Annotated in this window: 16 protein-coding genes; 5 read left to right on the top strand and 11 right to left on the bottom strand. The window is 66.5% G+C overall.

Features of this window, described 5'->3' with window-relative positions:
• Positions 1–365: 365 nt before the first annotated feature.
• From msrQ to D6860_RS19915, 3 genes are all read right to left on the bottom strand, one after another.
• A complete protein-coding gene (gene msrQ, locus D6860_RS19925) occupies positions 366–974 on the bottom strand; it encodes a protein-methionine-sulfoxide reductase heme-binding subunit MsrQ (protein ID WP_076623102.1) in 609 nt (202 codons plus the stop codon).
• Positions 974–1888, bottom strand: coding sequence for a protein-methionine-sulfoxide reductase catalytic subunit MsrP (gene msrP / locus D6860_RS19920; protein WP_076623101.1), 915 nt, complete (start codon positions 1886–1888; stop codon positions 974–976). The genes msrQ and msrP overlap by 1 nt, the downstream gene beginning before the upstream one ends.
• Before the next feature lie 68 nt (positions 1889–1956).
• Positions 1957–3450, bottom strand: coding sequence for an FMN-binding glutamate synthase family protein (locus tag D6860_RS19915; RefSeq protein ID WP_076623100.1), 1494 nt, complete (start codon positions 3448–3450; stop codon positions 1957–1959).
• A gap of 105 nt (positions 3451–3555) precedes the next feature.
• Between D6860_RS19915 and D6860_RS19910 the strand changes: the two genes are divergently transcribed.
• The gene (locus tag D6860_RS19910) at positions 3556–3993 is read left to right on the top strand and encodes a DUF302 domain-containing protein (protein WP_076623099.1); all 438 of its coding nucleotides are present in this window, start codon (positions 3556–3558) and stop codon (positions 3991–3993) included.
• Positions 3994–4086: 93 nt separating this feature from the next.
• On the opposite strand, the gene clpB is transcribed toward D6860_RS19910, so the two are convergent.
• Entirely contained in the window at positions 4087–6702 is a 2616-nt protein-coding gene (gene clpB / locus D6860_RS19905; RefSeq protein WP_076623098.1) for an ATP-dependent chaperone ClpB, read from the bottom strand.
• Between the two features lie 301 nt (positions 6703–7003).
• Between clpB and pyrF the strand changes: the two genes are divergently transcribed.
• On the top strand, positions 7004–7723 hold the full coding sequence (gene pyrF / locus D6860_RS19900; protein WP_371683204.1) for an orotidine-5'-phosphate decarboxylase: 720 nt from the start codon (positions 7004–7006) through the stop codon (positions 7721–7723).
• 7 nt (positions 7724–7730) lie between these two features.
• On the opposite strand, the gene D6860_RS19895 is transcribed toward pyrF, so the two are convergent.
• Together D6860_RS19895 and D6860_RS19890 are read right to left on the bottom strand one after the other, a co-directional pair.
• Positions 7731–7997 carry an NfeD family protein gene (locus tag D6860_RS19895; protein WP_093411811.1) on the bottom strand — a complete coding sequence of 89 codons (267 nt, stop codon included), beginning with the start codon at positions 7995–7997 and terminating at the stop codon, positions 7731–7733.
• Positions 7994–8893, bottom strand: coding sequence for an SPFH domain-containing protein (locus D6860_RS19890; protein WP_076623096.1), 900 nt, complete (start codon positions 8891–8893; stop codon positions 7994–7996). The genes D6860_RS19895 and D6860_RS19890 overlap by 4 nt, the downstream gene beginning before the upstream one ends.
• Positions 8894–9010: 117 nt before the next feature.
• Between D6860_RS19890 and D6860_RS19885 the strand changes: the two genes are divergently transcribed.
• Complete coding sequence (locus D6860_RS19885; RefSeq protein ID WP_017470147.1) at positions 9011–9328, top strand: hypothetical protein; 318 nt, start codon at positions 9011–9013, stop codon at positions 9326–9328.
• Between the two features lie 2 nt (positions 9329–9330).
• Here the strand turns inward: D6860_RS19885 and D6860_RS19880 are convergent, their stop codons facing one another.
• The gene (locus D6860_RS19880) at positions 9331–9729 is read right to left on the bottom strand and encodes an NUDIX hydrolase (RefSeq protein ID WP_076623095.1); all 399 of its coding nucleotides are present in this window, start codon (positions 9727–9729) and stop codon (positions 9331–9333) included.
• A gap of 67 nt (positions 9730–9796) precedes the next feature.
• Between D6860_RS19880 and D6860_RS19875 the strand changes: the two genes are divergently transcribed.
• Complete coding sequence (locus tag D6860_RS19875) at positions 9797–11050, top strand: DNA polymerase IV (RefSeq protein WP_076623094.1); 1254 nt, start codon at positions 9797–9799, stop codon at positions 11048–11050.
• 6 nt (positions 11051–11056) lie between these two features.
• Here the strand turns inward: D6860_RS19875 and D6860_RS19870 are convergent, their stop codons facing one another.
• From D6860_RS19870 to D6860_RS19860, 3 genes are all read right to left on the bottom strand, one after another.
• Positions 11057–11386: a DUF3775 domain-containing protein gene (locus D6860_RS19870; RefSeq protein WP_076623093.1), complete on the bottom strand. Its 330-nt coding sequence runs from the start codon at positions 11384–11386 to the stop codon at positions 11057–11059.
• A 151-nt stretch (positions 11387–11537) separates the two neighbouring features.
• Positions 11538–13424, bottom strand: coding sequence for a DNA mismatch repair endonuclease MutL (gene mutL, locus D6860_RS19865; RefSeq protein ID WP_076623092.1), 1887 nt, complete (start codon positions 13422–13424; stop codon positions 11538–11540).
• Between the two features lie 289 nt (positions 13425–13713).
• On the bottom strand, positions 13714–14940 hold the full coding sequence (locus D6860_RS19860) for a urate hydroxylase PuuD (protein WP_076623091.1): 1227 nt from the start codon (positions 14938–14940) through the stop codon (positions 13714–13716).
• Between the two features lie 269 nt (positions 14941–15209).
• Between D6860_RS19860 and D6860_RS19855 the strand changes: the two genes are divergently transcribed.
• Entirely contained in the window at positions 15210–15584 is a 375-nt protein-coding gene (locus D6860_RS19855; protein ID WP_076623090.1) for a rhodanese-like domain-containing protein, read from the top strand.
• 181 nt (positions 15585–15765) lie between these two features.
• Here the strand turns inward: D6860_RS19855 and D6860_RS19850 are convergent, their stop codons facing one another.
• Positions 15766–17166, bottom strand: coding sequence for an aspartate aminotransferase family protein (locus tag D6860_RS19850; protein WP_076623089.1), 1401 nt, complete (start codon positions 17164–17166; stop codon positions 15766–15768).
• Positions 17167–17179 lie beyond the last annotated feature (13 nt).

Here is a 17179-nt window from a genome sequence, read left to right as displayed (position 1 = left end):
GCGCCGCCGGTGAAGGGGCTTTTACGGTTATCACCAAAACCCCGCAACCCTTTTTTTCCGGTTTCGTCATTTTTTCTTCATCCGGCCCGAAAGATGCAGGGAAAACGGGCGTTTGAAGAACGCTGAAATCGCGGCAGCGCCAGCTTCGCCCATGTTGCTCGGTGCCTGTAGTCGGCTCCGACCGGAGCGGGCGGGCCTGAGTGGACGGTTCCCCTCAGAGTTATGCATATTTTCGCCTCTGAATCGTGGCGAGTCAGGCCGGACACGTGACTCGCGGTGTTCTCGAAGACCGCGAGTCACGAGTCTGATCGGCGAACGCGGCCCCGACCGGAGGGTAGCGGAGCCGCGCGGCTGGGTCCGAGGCTTCAGGCGCGCTGCCGGGCGCCCGTGGCAAGCGGCAGCCGCAGCGCGAGCAGACCGACGATGATGGCGAGATAGATCAGCGGCTCGATCTGGAAGCCCTTCACCAGCATCAGGAAGTGGACGCCGCCAAGCAGCGCCGCCGCGTAGACGAGCTTGTGCAGCTGCCGCCAACGCTTGCCGCCGAGCTTACGGATCGACGCGTTGTTCGACGTGGCGGCCAGCGGGATCAGCAGGACAAACGCGGCCATGCCGACCGTGATGTAGGGCCGCTTGATGATGTCGGCCCAGATCTGCGAGAGGATCTGCACGTCGAGCACCAGCCAGACCAGCAGGTGCAGGACCACGTAGAAGAACGCGATCAGCCCGACCGCCCGGCGATACCGCAGAAGGTTCACCCCGGCGAAGCGGCGCAGGGGCGTGATGCAGAGCCCGGCGATCAGCAGCTGCAGCGCCAGTTCACCCAGCTCGTGCTCGAGCGCCTTGATCGGCTCCACCCCGAGCCCGCCGGTCAGCCCCTGCCAGAGCAGCCAGACCGGCGGCACCACGGCGACGATATAGAGAGGCCAGGCCGGCACATGCCGGAGCGCGCCGTTGATCCGCTTCGCCAGCATCAGAAGTTCTTCTGGAGGTCCATACCGGCGTAGAGGCTCGCCACCTCCTCGCCGTAGCCGTTGAACATGAGGGTGGGCTTGCGCTTCGAGAACAGGCCTCCGCCGATCTCGCGTTCGGTGGCCTGGCTCCAGCGCGGGTGGTCCACCTCGGGGTTCACGTTGGAATAGAAGCCGTACTCGCGCGGGTTGGCCTTGTTCCAGGCGGTCGGCGGCTCGCTGTCTGTCAGGGAGATGCGGACGATCGACTTGATCGACTTGAAGCCATACTTCCATGGCACCACCAGCCGCAGCGGCGCGCCGTTCTGCTTCGGAATGTCTCGGTCGTAGATACCCGTCGCCATGATGGTGAGCGGGTGCATCGCCTCGTCGAGGCGCAGACCTTCGACGTAGGGCCAGTCGAGCACGTTGTAGCGGGTGCCCGGCATCTCGTCGGGGCGTAGCACCGTCTCGAAGGCCACGTATTTCGCCGAGGACTGAACGCCGGCGAGCTCGAGCAGGTCGGCCAGTTCGAAACCTGTCCAGGGCACGACCATCGACCAGGCCTCGACGCAGCGGAACCGGTAGATGCGCTCCTCGAGGGTCATGTTCGAGAGGATCTCGTCAAAGGCATAGTCACCGGGGCGGTCGACGAGGCCGTCGATCTTCACCGACCACGGCTCGATGGTGAGCTGGTCGGCGTTGCGCTTGGGGTCTTCCTTGCCGGTGCCGAACTCGTAGTAGTTGTTGTAGCTGGTGATCTCGTCCCAGCTGTTGGGCTCGAGCGCATCGCCGCCCTCGGCCGCGCGGGCGCCCTGCCCGAGCCCGGCCAGCGCCAGACCTCCAAGGCCGGCGCCGATGATCTGGCGGCGGTTCAGCCAGGCGGCTTCGGGTGTGACGTCCTGCCGTGTCAGCTGTCCTGTCCAACGATGCGCCATGGCGTCCTCCTTTCACTGGTTGATGTGCAAGGTAACGTCGGCGGAGCTTCGCTCAAACAAACAGAGACTCACGTTGCGGTGTCTGCGCTGTAACTTGGGCGGATCTTGTTGAAGGGGATCGAGCTGCCGTCGGCCTGCACGATGCGGACATGACGGCGCCGCATCTGCCGCGGCTCGGACACACCGACCGAATGGGCGATGGTCTCGACCTCCTTTATGATGCCCTTCGCGTAGTTGGCGACCTTCATGTACTTGTCCTCGACCACGAGCCCCTTCTGCAGGCGCGGATCGTGGGTCGTGATCCCGGTCGGACAGGTGTTGCGGTTGCACTTCAGCGCCTGGATGCAGCCGAGCGAGAACATGAAGCCGCGCGCCGAGGCGACGAAATCGGCGCCGAGGCAGATGGCCCAGGCGACATCGGCGGGATTCACCAGCTTGCCGCTCGCAATGATGCGGATGCGGTCCTTGAGCCCGTAGCGGTCGCGCAGGTCGACGATGCGGGGCAGCGCCTCGCGGATCGGCATCCCGACGAGGTCGATGAGCGGCATCGGCGCGGCGCCGGTGCCCCCCTCGCCGCCGTCGATGCAGATGAAGTCGGGCGCGCTTTCCGGGCCGCGCGCGACGATCAGCTTGAACAGCTCTTCCCACGCATCCGACGAGCCGATGACCGTCTTGAAACCGCAGGGCTTGCCCGAGACGTCACGGATGTGGCCGATCATGTCGAGCAGGTCGCCGAAGTCGTCGATCTCGCGGTGCCGGTTCGGCGAGATCCCCGCCTGCCCGACCCTGAGACCACGGATCGCCGCGACCTCTTCGTTGACCTTCTCGCCCGGAAGGATGCCGCCCTTGCCCGGCTTGGCGCCCTGCGCAAGTTTCAGTTCGAACATCTTCACCTGCGGGTCGGCGGCGACGGCGCGCAGCTTCTCGTCGGAGAGGCCGCCGTGCTCGTCGCGCAGGCCGAACTTCGCTGTGCCGATCTGGAAGACGAGGTCGCAACCTGCCAGCTTGTGATAGGGCGACAGGCCGCCCTCGCCCGTGTTCAGCCAGATACCGGCCTGTGCCGCGCCCCGGCTCAGCGCCTCGACCGCAGGGCGCGAGATGGCGCCGTAGCTCATGCCAGAAATGTTGAAGATCGACCGCGCCACGTAGGGCACCCGCGCGTGCGGCCCGATGACCATCGGATCGGTCGAGGCGAACTGATCGTCGAGCGGCGGAAACACCGCGTTCACGAAGATCGGCGTGCCGGGGATGTTGAGGTTGCGGGTCGAGCCGAAGGCGACCGTGTTATCCTTGCCCTTGGTCGCGTGGTAGACCCAGTCACGCTGCGCCCGGTTGAAGGGCATTTCCTCGCGGACCATGGCGAAGAAATACTGCCGGAAGAACTCTCCCAGCTTGGTAAACAGACTGCGGAAGCGGCCGATCACCGGGTAGTTGCGGCGGATCGCGTCGCCTGCCTGCGCCCGGTCGATGAAGAAGAGAACGATGACCAGCAGCAGCGCGGCACCGATGACCGCGACAAAGATCAGCGCCAGAACCTGCAAGGCATACATCGCAGCGCCCATCGTCACATCCTCACGTATTCATTGATCTGCATGGCTTTCGCTTCGCGCGCATCTCCGGCACAGTGACAAGCACCGATCCGTTCGGCAACCACTGGGGAGGAGAATATGAAAAAACTCTTTGCAGCACTGGCCCTGTGCGCGAGCCCTGCGCTCGCGCAGGACATCGTGAGCTACGACACCGACCAGAGTTTCGGCGACGTGACCTTCGGGCTCGAGAACGCGATCCTCGATGCGGGGCTCGTCATCGACCACGTCAGTCACCCCGGCGCCATGCTCGAGCGCACGCGCGAGGCGGTGGGCTCGGACGTGGTGCTCTTCGACGAGGCGGACGTCTACAGCTTCTGCTCGGCGCAGCTCTCGCGCGAGGCGATGGAGGCCGATCCGATGAACATCGGCTTCTGCCCCTACGACATCTTCGTGATGGTCCGGCACGACGCGCCCGACACCACCACCATCGGCTTCCGCGCCTATCCCGAAGGCGAGATGCAGAAGATCCACGACCTGCTCGACGGGCTGGCGCGTTCCGCGATCGGCATGGAATGAGCCTGTTGGGTGGGCAGTATTGCCCGCCTGCACCCACATGTGAAAAAGGCCCGCCGGATCGGCGGGCCTTCATGATTGTCACGTCGGCCGGGCTCAGTGCACGACGGCATCGTCGGGACGCGGTCGGTTCGACGCGCCCACGCGCTCCCCGATGATGAGCCCCTCGGAGCCGGCGGACACCGGCACGGTGTCACCGTCCTTGATGTCGCCGCCAAGCAGCATCTCGGCCAGCGGATCCTGCAGCGCGCGCTGGATGACCCGCTTGAGCGGACGCGCCCCGAACACCGGGTCGTAGCCTTCCTCGGCGAGCCAGGCCTTGGCCTCGTCGTCGAGTTGAAGCGTGACCTTGCGCGCGGCGAGCCGCTTGAGCAACCGCTGAAGCTGGATCTCGACGATCCCGCCCATGTCCTCGCGCTTGAGACGGTCGAAGACGATCATCTCGTCGAGACGGTTCAGGAACTCGGGGCGGAAGTGGGCCCGCACCGCGTCCATCACGTCGCGCTTGGCCTGCGCGCTGTCGGCGCCGTCCGGCAGTTGGCTCAGCGCCTGGCTGCCGAGGTTCGACGTCAGGATGATCAGCGTCTGCTTGAAGTCCACGGTCCGGCCCTGACCATCGGTCAGCACGCCGTCATCGAGCACCTGCAGCAGCACGTTGAACACGTCCGGATGCGCCTTCTCGACCTCGTCGAACAGCACCACCTGGTAGGGGCGTCGCCGCACGGCCTCGGTCAGCACACCGCCCTCGTCGTAGCCGACGTAGCCCGGAGGCGCGCCGATCAGGCGGGCGACCGAGTGCTTCTCCATGAACTCGGACATGTCGATGCGCACCATCGCACTGTCGTCGTCGAACAGGAACTCGGCCACGGCCTTGGTCAGCTCGGTCTTGCCGACGCCGGTGGGGCCGAGGAACAGGAACGAGCCAAGCGGCCGGTTCTCGTCGTTGAGCCCCGCACGCGACCGGCGCACGGCGTTCGCCACCGCGGTGACCGCCTGGTTCTGGCCGACGACTCGCTTGTGCAGCCCGTCCTCCATGCGCAGCAGCTTCTCGCGTTCGCCCTCGAGCATCTTGCTGGTCGGGATGCCCGTCCAGCGCTCGACGACCTCGGCGATCTGCTCGGGACGCACGGCCTCTTCGACCATGACGTCGCCTTCTGCCTCTTCCGCGGCCTCGAGCTGCTTCTCGATCTCGGGGATCTTGCCATACTGAAGCTCACCGGCCTTGGCGAAGTTGCCCTCGCGCTTGGCGATCTCCAGGTCGGCACGCATCCGGTCGAGCTGCTCCTTGAGCTCGCGGGCCGAGGCCAGCTTGTCGCGTTCGGCCTGCCACTGGGCGGTCATCTCGGCGGACCGCTCCTCCAGTTCGGCAAGCTCGCGCTCGAGCGTGGCCAGCCGGTCCTTCGACGCGGCATCGTCTTCGAGACGCAGCGCCTCGACCTCGATCTGCATCTGCAGGATGTTCCGGTCGAGCTGGTCGAGTTCCTCGGGCTTGCTGTCCACTTCCATGCGCAGCCGGCTGGCGGCCTCGTCCATCAGGTCGATGGCCTTGTCCGGCAGGAAACGGTCGGTGATGTAGCGGTGCGACAGGGTCGCCGCCGTCACCAGCGCCGAGTCCGAGATCCGCACGCCGTGGTGCAGCTCGTACTTCTCCTTGATGCCGCGCAGGATCGAGATCGTGTCCTCGACCGTCGGCTCGGACACCATCACCGGCTGGAAGCGCCGGGCCAGCGCCGCGTCCTTCTCGACGTGCTTGCGATACTCGTCGAGCGTGGTAGCCCCGACGCAGTGCAGCTCGCCACGGGCAAGTGCCGGCTTCAGCAGGTTCGACGCGTCCATCGCGCCGTCCGCCTTGCCCGCGCCGACCAGCGTGTGCATCTCGTCGATGAAGAGGATGATCTCTCCGGCGGCCGACTCGATCTCCTTGAGGATCGACTTCAGACGCTCCTCGAACTCGCCGCGATACTTCGCCCCGGCGATCAGCGCGCCCATGTCGAGGGCCAGAAGCTGCTTGTTGCGCAGGCTTTCCGGCACATCGCCGTTGACGATGCGCAGCGCGAGACCCTCGGCGATGGCGGTCTTGCCGACGCCGGGCTCACCGATCAGCACCGGGTTGTTCTTGGTGCGGCGCGATAGCACCTGCATCGAGCGGCGAATCTCGTCGTCGCGGCCGATGATCGGGTCGATCTTGCCCTCGCGCGCGGCCTCGGTCAGGTCGCGGGCATACTTCTTGAGCGCGTCATACCCCTCTTCGGCGTTGGCACTGTCGGCGGTGCGGCCCTTGCGCAGGTCGTTGATCGCCTCGTTGAGCGCCTGCGGCTTCACGCCACCGGCCTCCAGCGCCTCCTTGGCACCGGATTTCTCGATGGCGAGCGCCGTCAGGATGCGCTCGACCGGAACGAAGCTGTCACCGGCCTTGGAGGCGATCTTCTCGGCCTCGTCCAGCACCTTGGCGGTGGCCGTGTCGAGATAGACCTGCCCCGCATCGCCACTGACCTTCGGGATCTTGCCGAGCTTCTGCTCGAGCGCGGTCACCACGCGCTTCGGCTCGCCGCCGGCGCGGGTGATGAGATTGGACGCGAGCCCCTGCTCGTCGTCCATCAGGGCTTTCAGGATGTGCTCGGGGGACAGCCGCTGGTGGCCTTCCCGCATCGCGATGGTTTGCGCGGCCTGAATGAATCCACGCGACCGCTCCGTGAACTTCTCCAAGTTCATCGTGTCTCTCCTTCCATAAGCGCCCGTCGGAATGATACCACGCCTGACCTTGCAGCACGTGAGGATGTCGGGCCTCGGGGTAAAGATGGTCGCGTCGCGAGGGGGCTTCAAGATCCGTGATCACAAATTCGGGCCCCGCGACACCCTGCCGCCCTGCCGCTCCACGCGGCCTTTCGCGCCCTCGCGGGCAGGGTTTTCCGGACCGATGCGGCCCCTGGCCGGCCCCGAGGCTTGACGAGAAGCAGCCCGCGCCGCAAGAGACCCCGAACCCGACGGAAAAGGAGCCCGCCCCATGTCCGACATGTCCGACGACCGCCTGATCGTGGCCCTAGACGTGCCGAACGCCATCGAGGCGTTGCACCTGACACAGGCCATCGGCGACGCGGCCTCGTTCTACAAGATCGGGCTGGGCATGCTGACCGGCGGGGGGCTCGCGCTTGCCAACGAGCTGAAGCAGGAACACGGCAAGCGCATCTTCCTCGACATGAAGCTCTTCGACATCGGCCAGACGGTCGAGAACGCGGTGCGCGGGCTGGCGCAGTTCGATCTCGACTTCCTCACGGTGCACGGCGACCCGCACGTGGTGCGCGCCGCCAAGGAGGGCGCCTCGGGCAAGGACATGAAGATTCTCGCCGTCACCATCCTGACCTCGCTCGACCGCGGCGACCTCGACGACAGCATGATCCGCAACGGCGAGATCGCCGATCTCGTGGTCGAGCGTGCCGCGCGCGCCTTCGAGGCCGGGGCCGACGGGGTCATCGCCTCGCCCAACGAGGCCGCCCGCATCCGCGCCCTGCCCGAAGCCCAGGGCCGGCTGATCGTCACCCCCGGCGTGCGCCCCGCCGGCACCGCCGATGACGACCAGAAGCGCATCGCGACGCCGGCGAACGCGGTTGCCGCGGGGGCCGACCACATCGTCGTCGGTCGCCCGGTGTGGCGCGCGGAAAGCCCGCGCAAGGCAGCCCAGGCGATCCAGCACGAGCTTCGGTCACCGCAGGCGCGACACCCCAACCGGGGCTGAGCGCCGCTCAGTCCTCGTTGATGTCGCGGTCCCAGATCCTGGTCTGCCCCTTGCGGACACCGACGATCTGCCGGAGCGCGACCCACGCGGCAAGCGCCACGCCCGCGCAGATCAGCAGCAGCCATGGCCAGCCGACCGCGTAGCCGGCGAGCAGCCACAGGCCCACCGCCGCCGCGCCGATGGCGAAGCCGAGGAAGATGAACCCCGGCGCCAGCATCTCGAGCAGCAGAAGCACCAGCGCCGCGGCAAGCCAGATCCACCACGCGTAAATCATTCCGGGCGCCCCCTGAGCATGGAAAACGCGTTGCGGAAGGCGTCGAGCGCGTCCGCCGGGACGACGATGGTCTGCTTGCCCGCCCCCTGCCCCAGCGCGGTGAGCGCCTCGACCTGCTTCAGCGCGACCTGGTATTGTGCCGCCGAAAGCCCGTGGTCGGCGATGGCCTGCGCGACCACCTGCGTCGCATAGGCTTCGGCATCCGCCGCGATGCGCCGCGCCTTGGCCACCTGCTCGGCGGCATAAAGCTCGGCGTCGGCCTGAAGCTCGACGGCGCGCTTCTTGCCCTCGGCCTCGGTGACCTGCGCCCGGCGGGCACGTTCCGCGTTGAGCTGCTGCAGCATCGCGTCACGGGTCGCCTGGTCGAGGTTCACGTCGAGGATCTCGGCCCGCGTGACCTCGATCCCCCAGTTGTCGACCTGGTCCTCGACGTTGGCCTTGATCGTCGAGATCAGCGCCGAGCGGTTCGACTGCACCTCGTCGAGCTCCATCTTGCCGATCTCCGCCCGCACGATCCCCGCGACGGTGGTCGAGATGGCCCCGTCGACATCGCGGATGCGGTAGACCGTCTTTTCCGGCTCGAGAATGCGGTAGAAAACCGAGGTCTCGACCTGCACAAGTACGTTATCCGCCGTGATCGCGTCCTGACTGGCGTTGGGCAGCTGCCGCTCGAGGATCGACACCTTGTGCCGGACCCTGTCGAGGAACGGAACGATCAGGTTGATCCCCGGCCCCAGCACCGCGCGAAGTCGGCCAAACCGTTCAACGACATGCTTTTCCGACTGCGGCACGATCCGAACGCCAAGCAGCACGGCCACGACGAGAAAGACCGCGAGCAGCAGGACGACCACGTTCCCGCCGCTCAGAAATTCGAGAAGAAGCGCTTCGAAATCCATCACGTGCTCCTGAAATGCCCGCGTAGTATGCCCCGCCGGATTGCAACGCGAAAGCGCTTTCGGGAACTCCATGACCAGGTCGGCGTTACTTTGATGTCACAGGCAGGAGCAGAGAAGATGATGGAAACATCCTCGCAGATCGAAAATCTCGCCTACAATGCCGCCGAAGCGCGCTTCGAAGCGCTGGTTACGTTTCACACCGACGGCGGTCGTCTCCGCGTAGCGAGTTCCTATGAAGCCCCCCTCGATGCGGACCCGCAGGAGGTGGAACGCGGCATCATGGCCGATGCCATGGGCCCCCGCGATGCACCGGGCCGGCTTCAGTCCCGGCTGAAACCCAGCGCAAGCGAGCCCGACAACGTGCGGTTCTTCCCGAAGACCCCGCTTGGCGGAGCTTTGGAATGGCTGCGTCGCCTCAACGGTCGCGCGGCCTGAGGTCAGGCCTCGCCACGCTCCGACAGGTAGGTGCTGAGCAAGGCCCTGAAATGGGGGATGGCGTCGTCGCGCTCCGTGTATTCGCGCGGCGGCATGAGTTGCCAGCCCTCGCCTTCATCACCGAACGAAATGTCTCCGGCCCGCGCCGCCGGCAGATGCGCGACGAAGAACCACGACGCTCCGTGTTGCCGACGCCAGACCAATTGGGGCTCTGACACCTCCAACCCGACTTCCTCGCGCGTTTCGCGCAGCGCACAGGCTTCCGGGCTCTCGTTTTCTTCCCGACCGCCGCCCGGAAAGTCGAGATATCCCGGCCACGGAATGCCCGGCGTGTGATCGCGCCGGATCACCAGCAGGTCCTCGCCCAGAAAGAGCATGAGTTTCGCTCCGGCAAATGTCATGTGATGGCCCCGGCCCCTGTCTGTGCCTATATTGTGCAGGTAGACATTCAGCACGGAATTGCCACCCATGCCCGCGCTCTGCCGCGACTGCCTGACCGAATTCGATGACGGAACGCGCTGTCCCTCCTGCGGGCGCCCGAGGATCGTGCGGCATGACGAACTCTGGTCGTTGTCGATCGCGCACATGGACTGCGATGCCTTCTACGCCAGCGTCGAGAAACGCAACAATCCCGAGCTTGCCGACAAGCCGGTCATCATCGGCGGCGGGCGGCGCGGCGTGGTCTCTACCGCCTGCTACGTGGCGCGCATCCGGGGCGTGCGCTCTGCCATGCCGATGTTCAAGGCGCTGCAACTCTGTCCCGACGCGGTGGTGCTGAAACCGCGGATGCAGCTCTATGCCGAGGTGTCGCGCCAGATCCGCGGCTTCATGGAAGATCTGACGCCCGCCATCGAACCGCTCTCTCTGGACGAGGCCTTTCTCGACCTCACCGGCACCGCCCGACTGCACGGCGCCCCGCCCGCCGTGATGCTGGCGCGGCTGGTGAAGCGGATGCGCGACGAGCTGGGGCTCACTGGATCCATCGGACTGTCCCACAACAAGTTCCTCGCCAAGATCGCCTCGGATCTCGACAAGCCGCACGGCTTCTCGGTGATCGGCGAGGCCGAGACGCAGGCTTTCCTGCGCCCCAAGCCGGTTCGGATGATCTGGGGCGTGGGGCAGGCCACGCAGGAGGCGCTCGACCGCTCGGGCATCCGCACCTTCGAGGACCTTCTGCGCTGGGACCATCAGGACCTGATCGCGCGTTTCGGCGGCATGGGAGACCGGCTGTGGCATCTTGCCCGGGGCGAGGACAAGCGGCGTGTCACCCGCGACGCCCCGGTAAAGTCGATCTCGAACGAGACGACCTTTCACGAGGACACCGGCGATCCGGACGTACTTGACGGGCATCTCTGGCGGATGAGCGAGAAAGTCGCCGACCGCGCCAAGGCCAAGGGCCTCGCAGGTCGGGTCGTGGTGCTGAAGTTGCGGCGCGCCGATTTCCAGATCATCACCCGCCGCCATGCGCTGCGCGACGCCACCCAGACCGCCGACCGGATCTACCGCGAGGCGCGGCACCTCTTCGACCAGCTCGGCGAACGCGGCCCCTACAGGCTGCTCGGCGCGGGCATCTCTGATCTGGTTCCCGCGGATCAGGCCGACCGGCTGGGCGACCTGCTGGACCCGGACGCCGGCAAGCGCGCGGCGGCCGAGCGCGCAACGGATGCGATCCGTGCGCGCTTCGGCGATGGCATCATCGTGAAGGGGCGCGCGCTGCGCTAGGGGCCGTCAGGCGCCCCGGCGCAAGAGCTCGTCCTCCTCGTCGGAGGAATCGTATCCCAGGGCCTCGAGCCCCGCTTCGAGGTGATCGGCCACATGCGGCGTGCCGATCAGGTAGTCGGCGGTCGGCGTCGAGGCCTCGGACAGGGCCGTCGCATAGGCCTCGTTCCATTCGTCGGCATCGAAGGCATCCCGCCCGATCCACATCACGGCGACAAGCGCCGCCTGTTCCTCTTCGGTCATCCGTTCGATCACGCCGCGCATCTCCGCTTCGCCGCGATCCATCTCGCGGGCCAGCAGGATCACATGGGCGACCTTCCTGACACTGATCTCTTCCATTTCCCCGTCTCCTTTCATTGGCCAGCTACCTTGGCCCGGCTCACGGGCGCCGTCCTTGATCCGCCTCAAGAATACGGCAGGACGCGGCGGCTGGCAAAACATCTTGAAAGAAGAATGTCGCCCTTGTGCTGCAAACGGGCTCGGCGGGCGCTCAGGTCCGCCCGAACAGCCGCTCGATATCCGCGAGCTTCAGCTCGACATAGGTGGGACGGCCATGGTTGCACTGCCCGGAATGCGGGGTCGCCTCCATCTCTCGCAGGAGCGCGTTCATTTCCTCGGCACGCATCCGGCGCCCCGAGCGGATCGAGCCATGGCAGGCGACGCGGCTCAGGATCGCCTCGATCTTTTCCTGCACGAGCTGGCTCGACCCGTAGTCCGACAGCTCGTCGAGGATGTCGGTCAGCAGGGCCTTCGCGTTGACCTCGCCAAGGATCGCCGGTGTTTCGCGCACCGCCACGGCCGTGCCTCCGAAAGCCTCGATGGTCAGCCCCATGCGCGAAAGCTCGTCCGCGATGCCCAGAAGGCGCGACAGGTCGTCGGCCGAGAACTCGACGATCTCGGGGATCAGCAAGGCCTGCGCCGCGACACCGCGCTCGGCCATCTGGCGCTTGAGCTTCTCGTAGACAAGACGCTCGTGGGCGGCATGCTGGTCGACGATCACCACGCCGTCGCCGGTCTGCGCGATGATGTAGTTCTCGTGCACCTGCCCCCGCGCGGCGCCCAGCGGAAGCGCCTCGACCGGCTGCGCGGCATCGGTTTCGGGCGTTTCGACGACATCCACGCGGCCCGAGTAGTCCTGCGAGAACTCGGCAAACCCGGCCGGTTCTGGCGCCGGGCGCTCACCCAAGGGCCGCTCCGGCATCGGCTGCGGCGCCTGCGCCCGCCACGACGAGGCCAGCGCCCCCTGCGACGGCCGGTCCATCTGGTAGACCCGGGGCGGGCCCGAGGGCTCGGGCCGCATCGCGCCCAGCGTCGCCCCGGCCACTGTCGAGGACGCGCGATGCCCGGCCTCGGCCAGCGCGTGGCGCAGCGCCGAGACGATCAGCCCGCGCACGACGCCCGGCTCGCGGAAGCGCACCTCGGATTTCGCCGGATGCACGTTCATGTCGACCTTGTGCGGATCGCAGTCGACGAAGAGCGCCACCGCCGGGTGCCGCTCGCGACTGAGGAAGTCGGCATAGGCGCCGCGCAGCGCCCCGTGCAGCATCCGGTCCTGCACCGGGCGGCCGTTGACGAAGAGATGCTGCGCCACCGACGATCCGCGCGAATAGGTCGGCAGCGCCGCCAGCCCGGTCAGGCGGAAGCCCTCGCGCTCGGCGTCGATGGACAGCGCGTTCTCGGTGAATTCGGCACCCATCACCTGCGAGAGGCGACCGCGCAGCGCGTCGAACAGGTCGCCCGAGCAGGGATCGGCGCGGAATGTCACGCGGTCGCGGCCCTCGCTCACGTCGCGCAGTGTGAAGCCCACCGAGGGCTCGGCCATCGCCAGCCGCTTTATGACCTCGGAGATCGCCTGCATCTCGGCGCGGTCGGTTCGCATGAACTTGAGCCGCGCCGGCGTCGCGTAGAAGAGGTCGCGCAGCATCACCACCGTGCCGCCGTTCAGCGCGCAGGGTTTCACCGCCGTCATCTCGCCGCCCGAGACCGAGACCTCGGCCCCTTCCTCGCCCGCGGCACGGCTCTGGATCGTCAGCCGCCCGACAGCTCCGAGCGACGGCAGCGCTTCGCCCCGAAAACCGAAGCTGTGGATGTCGAGCAGGTCGCTGCCGTCGATCTTCGACGTGGCGTGCCGCGACAACGCCAGCGGCAGTTCGGCCCCGGTCATGCCGCAGCCGTCGTCTATGACCCGGATCAGGGTCTTGCCGCCGTCGGCGATCTCGACGGTGATGCGGCGCGCCCCGGCGTCGATGGCGTTCTCGACGAGCTCCTTCACCGCCGACGCGGGCCGCTCAACCACCTCGCCGGCGGCGATGCGGTTGATGGCGGAATCGTCGAGCTGGCGAATAATCGGGCGCATATTGGGGGCGTGGGTATTCATTCCACAAGACCTAGCAGGAGAGGGGCGATTCTGAAACGGGGATCTGGAGCCCTGTGTCGATGTTGCACGTGGAACCAAAGTCTAGATCGACCCGTTGAACAATATCCGCAAAGTTTAGCCGGGGCCGGGCGCACATATATGTCGCGCCCGGTCGAGCAAGCCAAGGAGAGCAGAGATGCCCGTCAACCGCATCACCTATGAGACCATCGCCGCCGTCTACGGACAGAGCTTCGCCCGGACCTGGTTCCGCCCGGTCTCGGCCGTCTTCAAGGACACCGACTGACCGCGATCATCCCTCGCTGGCTGCTTCGAACCAGCGACGGATCGCGGCGCGCTCATCGTCCTCCATGTAGGACAGGTTGGCGGGCGGCATGGCCCGGCTCAAGCCAGCCTGCAGGTAGATCGCCTTGGCGTTTTCCGCGATGCCCTGCGCGCTGTCGAGATGCACGCCCTTCGGCGCCCACGCCAGGCCGTCCCAGCCCGGCTCGGCGCTGTGGCACATGGAGCAGCGGCCCAGCACGATGTCCTGCACCTCGGCAAAGCCCTCGGCCTCGGCATAGCGCAGCGTCGCACCCTGCGCCTCGGCCTCCCAGTCCGCCTCGCCCGGGAGGTTGGCCGTCGACAGCCACATGATCGCGATGAACAGCAGTGCCGTCACCAGCCACGTCCAGTGCGGCGTGCCCTTGCGCGCGTGCACGGTGTTGAAGAAATGCCGGATGGTCACCCCCATCAGGAACACGAGGCTGGCGATGATCCAGTTGTACTCGCTCGCGAAGGCCAGCGGGTAGTGGTTCGACAGCATCAGGAACAGCACCGGAAGCGTCAGGTAGTTGTTGTGCGTCGAGCGCTGCTTGGCGATCTTGCCGTATTTCGGGTCAGGGGTGCGACCGTTGATCAGGTCGTCGACGACGATCTTCTGGTTCGGAATGATGATGAAGAACACGTTGGCGGTCATGATCGTCGCGGTGAACGCCCCGAGATGCAGCAGCGCCGCCCGCCCCGAGAAGACCTGCGTGTAGCCCCAGGCCATCACCACGAGCACGCCGAACAGGAAGATCATCAGCCGCGTGTTGTCCTCGCCGAACTTCGACTTGCAGAGGAAGTCGTAGGCCAGCCAGCCGATCGAGAGCGACAGCAGCGAGATCACGATGGCACCCCAGATCGGCAGGTCCATGACCTGCGGATCGACCAGGTAGAACTCGGCGCCGAGGTAGTAGACGAGGATCAGCATGGCGAAGCCCGACAGCCACGTCATGTAGCTCTCCCACTTGAACCACACGAGGTCGCCCGGCATCTGCTCGGGTGCCACGAGGTACTTCTGGATGTGGTAGAAGCCGCCGCCGTGCACCTGCCATTCCTCGCCATCCGCACCGGACGGAAGGTTGCGGTCCCGGTGCAGGCCAAGATCGAGCGCGATGAAATAGAAGGACGAGCCGATCCAGGCGATGCCGGTGATGACGTGCAGCCATCGCACCGCGAATTCTATCCAAGATTCGATCGCCAGAAAGTTGATCATGTCCCGTCTCCGTCTTTTCTTGTTCCGCACGGACGGCCCGCACGGCTTTTCCCCTAGAAAGCCGAAATCCCCGTCCAGTGCATCCCGAAAATGGGCCCTCCGCGCACGACGCCCGGTCAGGCCGCCCACTCTGCCCGTGGTGTGACCACTTTCCCGATGCGGCCCCGATGCGGAAAGACGCTGTCTGCGCGCCCTTTTCCTTGCGCCGTAGCGGCATACATCCGAACCATGGAATGCAACTCTCTGCAATGCGGCGAAAGGAGACACCCATGAAATCCGAACAGGTCGGCGACAGCACCCTTGAAACCTGGACCGTCGACGAGGTCGCCGAGGCCTTCGACAAGAACGAGATCGTGCTGATCGACGTGCGCACTCCGCAGGAATACATGTTCGAGCACATCGAGGGCGCCCTGCTGATGCCGCTGGCCTTCTTCAAGGCCGGCAAGTTGCCGGGCCAGACCGAGAAGCGCATCGTGTTTCACTGCGGCTCGGGCGCGCGGTCGGAAAAGGTCGCGCGGGCGGCGATCGATGCGGGCATCGCGCGCATCGCCCACATGGAAGGCGGCTTCGGCGCGTGGAAAGGGGCCAAGAAGCCCTATATCGGCACCAACATGGCGACCGGCGCACCGCATCTCGTGAGCTGAGGCCGCGCCTCTCTCGTCACACCGGAACGAAAAAGACAAACGCCCGGGCGCCTGACGGCCCCGGGCGTCTTCATGCGGATGCCCCGCTGCGGCCTGCTCCGCGTCGCCATGCCGGGACGCGGGCTTTCCGGTGCGGGGTGGGCGGGCGGGAGCGCCCGAAAGCCCGCCCCTGCCCTCGGCCTCAGCGCGTGCCGGCGACCATCAGGCCCTCGGCCTTCAGCCGCGCATGGCACTCGTCGAGCGAGGTCCACGCCCGGTCGATCAGCGTGTCGATCTCTTCCTTCGACATCACCAGCGGCGGCGAGATGATCATGCGGTCACCGACGTGGCGCATGACGAGGTTGTTGGCGAAGCAGCGCTCGCGGCAGATGTAGCCGACCGTGCCCGCATCGGCGGCGAAGGGCGCGCGCGATGCCTTGTCCGGCGTGAGCGCGAGCGATCCCATGAAGCCGACGATCTTCGCCTCGCCGACCAGCGGATGCGCCGCGAGCCCCTCGAACTTCTCCTTCAGGTAGGGGCCGGTCTCCTCGGCCACCTGCTTGACCACGCCCTCCTCGTCGAGGATGCGCAGGTTCTCCAGCGCCACCGCGCAGGCCACCGGGTGGCCGGAATAGGTGTAGCCGTGGTTGAACTCTGTGCCCGCGATCACCTCGGCGACCTCGTCCGACAGGATCGAGCCGCCGATGGGCTGGTAGCCCGACGACAGACCCTTGGCGATGGTCATGATATCGGGCGTGATGCCCATGGTCTGCGAGCCGAACCAGTTGCCGGTGCGCCCGAAGCCGCAGATGACCTCGTCGGCGATCAGCAGGATGCCGTATTTCTTCACGATGCGCTGGATCTCGGGCCAGTAGGTCTCGGGCGGCACGATCACGCCGCCGGCGCCCTGCACCGGCTCTGCGATGAAGGCCGCGACCTTCTCGGGGCCGATCTCCTCGATCGCCTGCTCGAGCTGGCGCGCCCGCTCGAGGCCGAATTCCTCGGGCGTCATGTCGCCGCCCTCCGACCACCAGTCAGGCTGGTCGATGTGGTGGATGTCCGGGATCGGCATGCCGCCCTGCGCGTGCATGCCCTTCATGCCGCCAAGGCTGCCCGAACCCACCGACGAGCCGTGGTAGGCGTTCCAGCGCGAGATGATCACCTTGCGCTCGGGCGCCCCCTTCTCGGCCCAGTAGGTGCGGGCGAGACGGATGTTGGTATCGTTCGCCTCGGACCCGGACGACGCGTAGAACACGTGGTTCAGGTTGCCCGGCGCGAGCTCGGCCAGTCGCGCCGACAGCTGGATCGCCGGCACGTGGGTCGTCTGGAAGAAGGTATTGTAATACGGCAGTTCTTCCATCTGGCGCGCCGCGGCCGCGGCCAGTTCCTTGCGACCGTAGCCGATGTTCACGCACCACAGGCCGGCCATCCCGTCGAGGATGCGCTCGCCCTCGCTGTCGTTGAGCCAGACGCCCTCGGCGCGGGTGATGACCCGCGCGCCCTTCTTAGCAAGGTCGGCGCTATGGGTGAACGGATGCATGTGGTGAGCGGCGTCCAGCGCCTGAAGCTCGGCGGTGGGCGCATTGGGAGAAATGAGTGTCATGGCCGCGACTCCT

It is taken from the genome of Salipiger sp. D13, from assembly GCF_003703915.1.
In the GTDB taxonomy this organism is placed as follows: domain Bacteria; phylum Pseudomonadota; class Alphaproteobacteria; order Rhodobacterales; family Rhodobacteraceae; genus Salipiger; species Salipiger profundus.
This window is presented reverse-complemented; position numbering and strand designations above follow the sequence as displayed.

What these genes read in the sequence shown, in the direction of transcription:
- msrQ (WP_076623102.1), bottom strand. Translation starts at nt 974, where the DNA reads ATGCTGGCGAAGCGGATCAACGGCGCGCTCCGGCATGTGCCGGCCTGG.
- D6860_RS19880 (WP_076623095.1), bottom strand. Translation starts at nt 9,729, where the DNA reads ATGACATTTGCCGGAGCGAAACTCATGCTCTTTCTGGGCGAGGACCTG.
- clpB (WP_076623098.1), bottom strand. Translation starts at nt 6,702, where the DNA reads ATGAACTTGGAGAAGTTCACGGAGCGGTCGCGTGGATTCATTCAGGCC.
- D6860_RS19895 (WP_093411811.1), bottom strand. Translation starts at nt 7,997, where the DNA reads ATGATTTACGCGTGGTGGATCTGGCTTGCCGCGGCGCTGGTGCTTCTG.
- mutL (WP_076623092.1), bottom strand. Translation starts at nt 13,424, where the DNA reads ATGAATACCCACGCCCCCAATATGCGCCCGATTATTCGCCAGCTCGAC.
- D6860_RS19915 (WP_076623100.1), bottom strand. Translation starts at nt 3,450, where the DNA reads ATGGGCGCTGCGATGTATGCCTTGCAGGTTCTGGCGCTGATCTTTGTC.
- D6860_RS19855 (WP_076623090.1), top strand. Translation starts at nt 15,210, where the DNA reads ATGAAATCCGAACAGGTCGGCGACAGCACCCTTGAAACCTGGACCGTC.
- pyrF (WP_371683204.1), top strand. Translation starts at nt 7,004, where the DNA reads ATGTCCGACGACCGCCTGATCGTGGCCCTAGACGTGCCGAACGCCATC.
- D6860_RS19890 (WP_076623096.1), bottom strand. Translation starts at nt 8,893, where the DNA reads ATGGATTTCGAAGCGCTTCTTCTCGAATTTCTGAGCGGCGGGAACGTG.
- D6860_RS19885 (WP_017470147.1), top strand. Translation starts at nt 9,011, where the DNA reads ATGATGGAAACATCCTCGCAGATCGAAAATCTCGCCTACAATGCCGCC.
- D6860_RS19910 (WP_076623099.1), top strand. Translation starts at nt 3,556, where the DNA reads ATGAAAAAACTCTTTGCAGCACTGGCCCTGTGCGCGAGCCCTGCGCTC.
- D6860_RS19860 (WP_076623091.1), bottom strand. Translation starts at nt 14,940, where the DNA reads ATGATCAACTTTCTGGCGATCGAATCTTGGATAGAATTCGCGGTGCGA.
- D6860_RS19870 (WP_076623093.1), bottom strand. Translation starts at nt 11,386, where the DNA reads ATGGAAGAGATCAGTGTCAGGAAGGTCGCCCATGTGATCCTGCTGGCC.
- D6860_RS19850 (WP_076623089.1), bottom strand. Translation starts at nt 17,166, where the DNA reads ATGACACTCATTTCTCCCAATGCGCCCACCGCCGAGCTTCAGGCGCTG.
- D6860_RS19875 (WP_076623094.1), top strand. Translation starts at nt 9,797, where the DNA reads ATGCCCGCGCTCTGCCGCGACTGCCTGACCGAATTCGATGACGGAACG.
- msrP (WP_076623101.1), bottom strand. Translation starts at nt 1,888, where the DNA reads ATGGCGCATCGTTGGACAGGACAGCTGACACGGCAGGACGTCACACCC.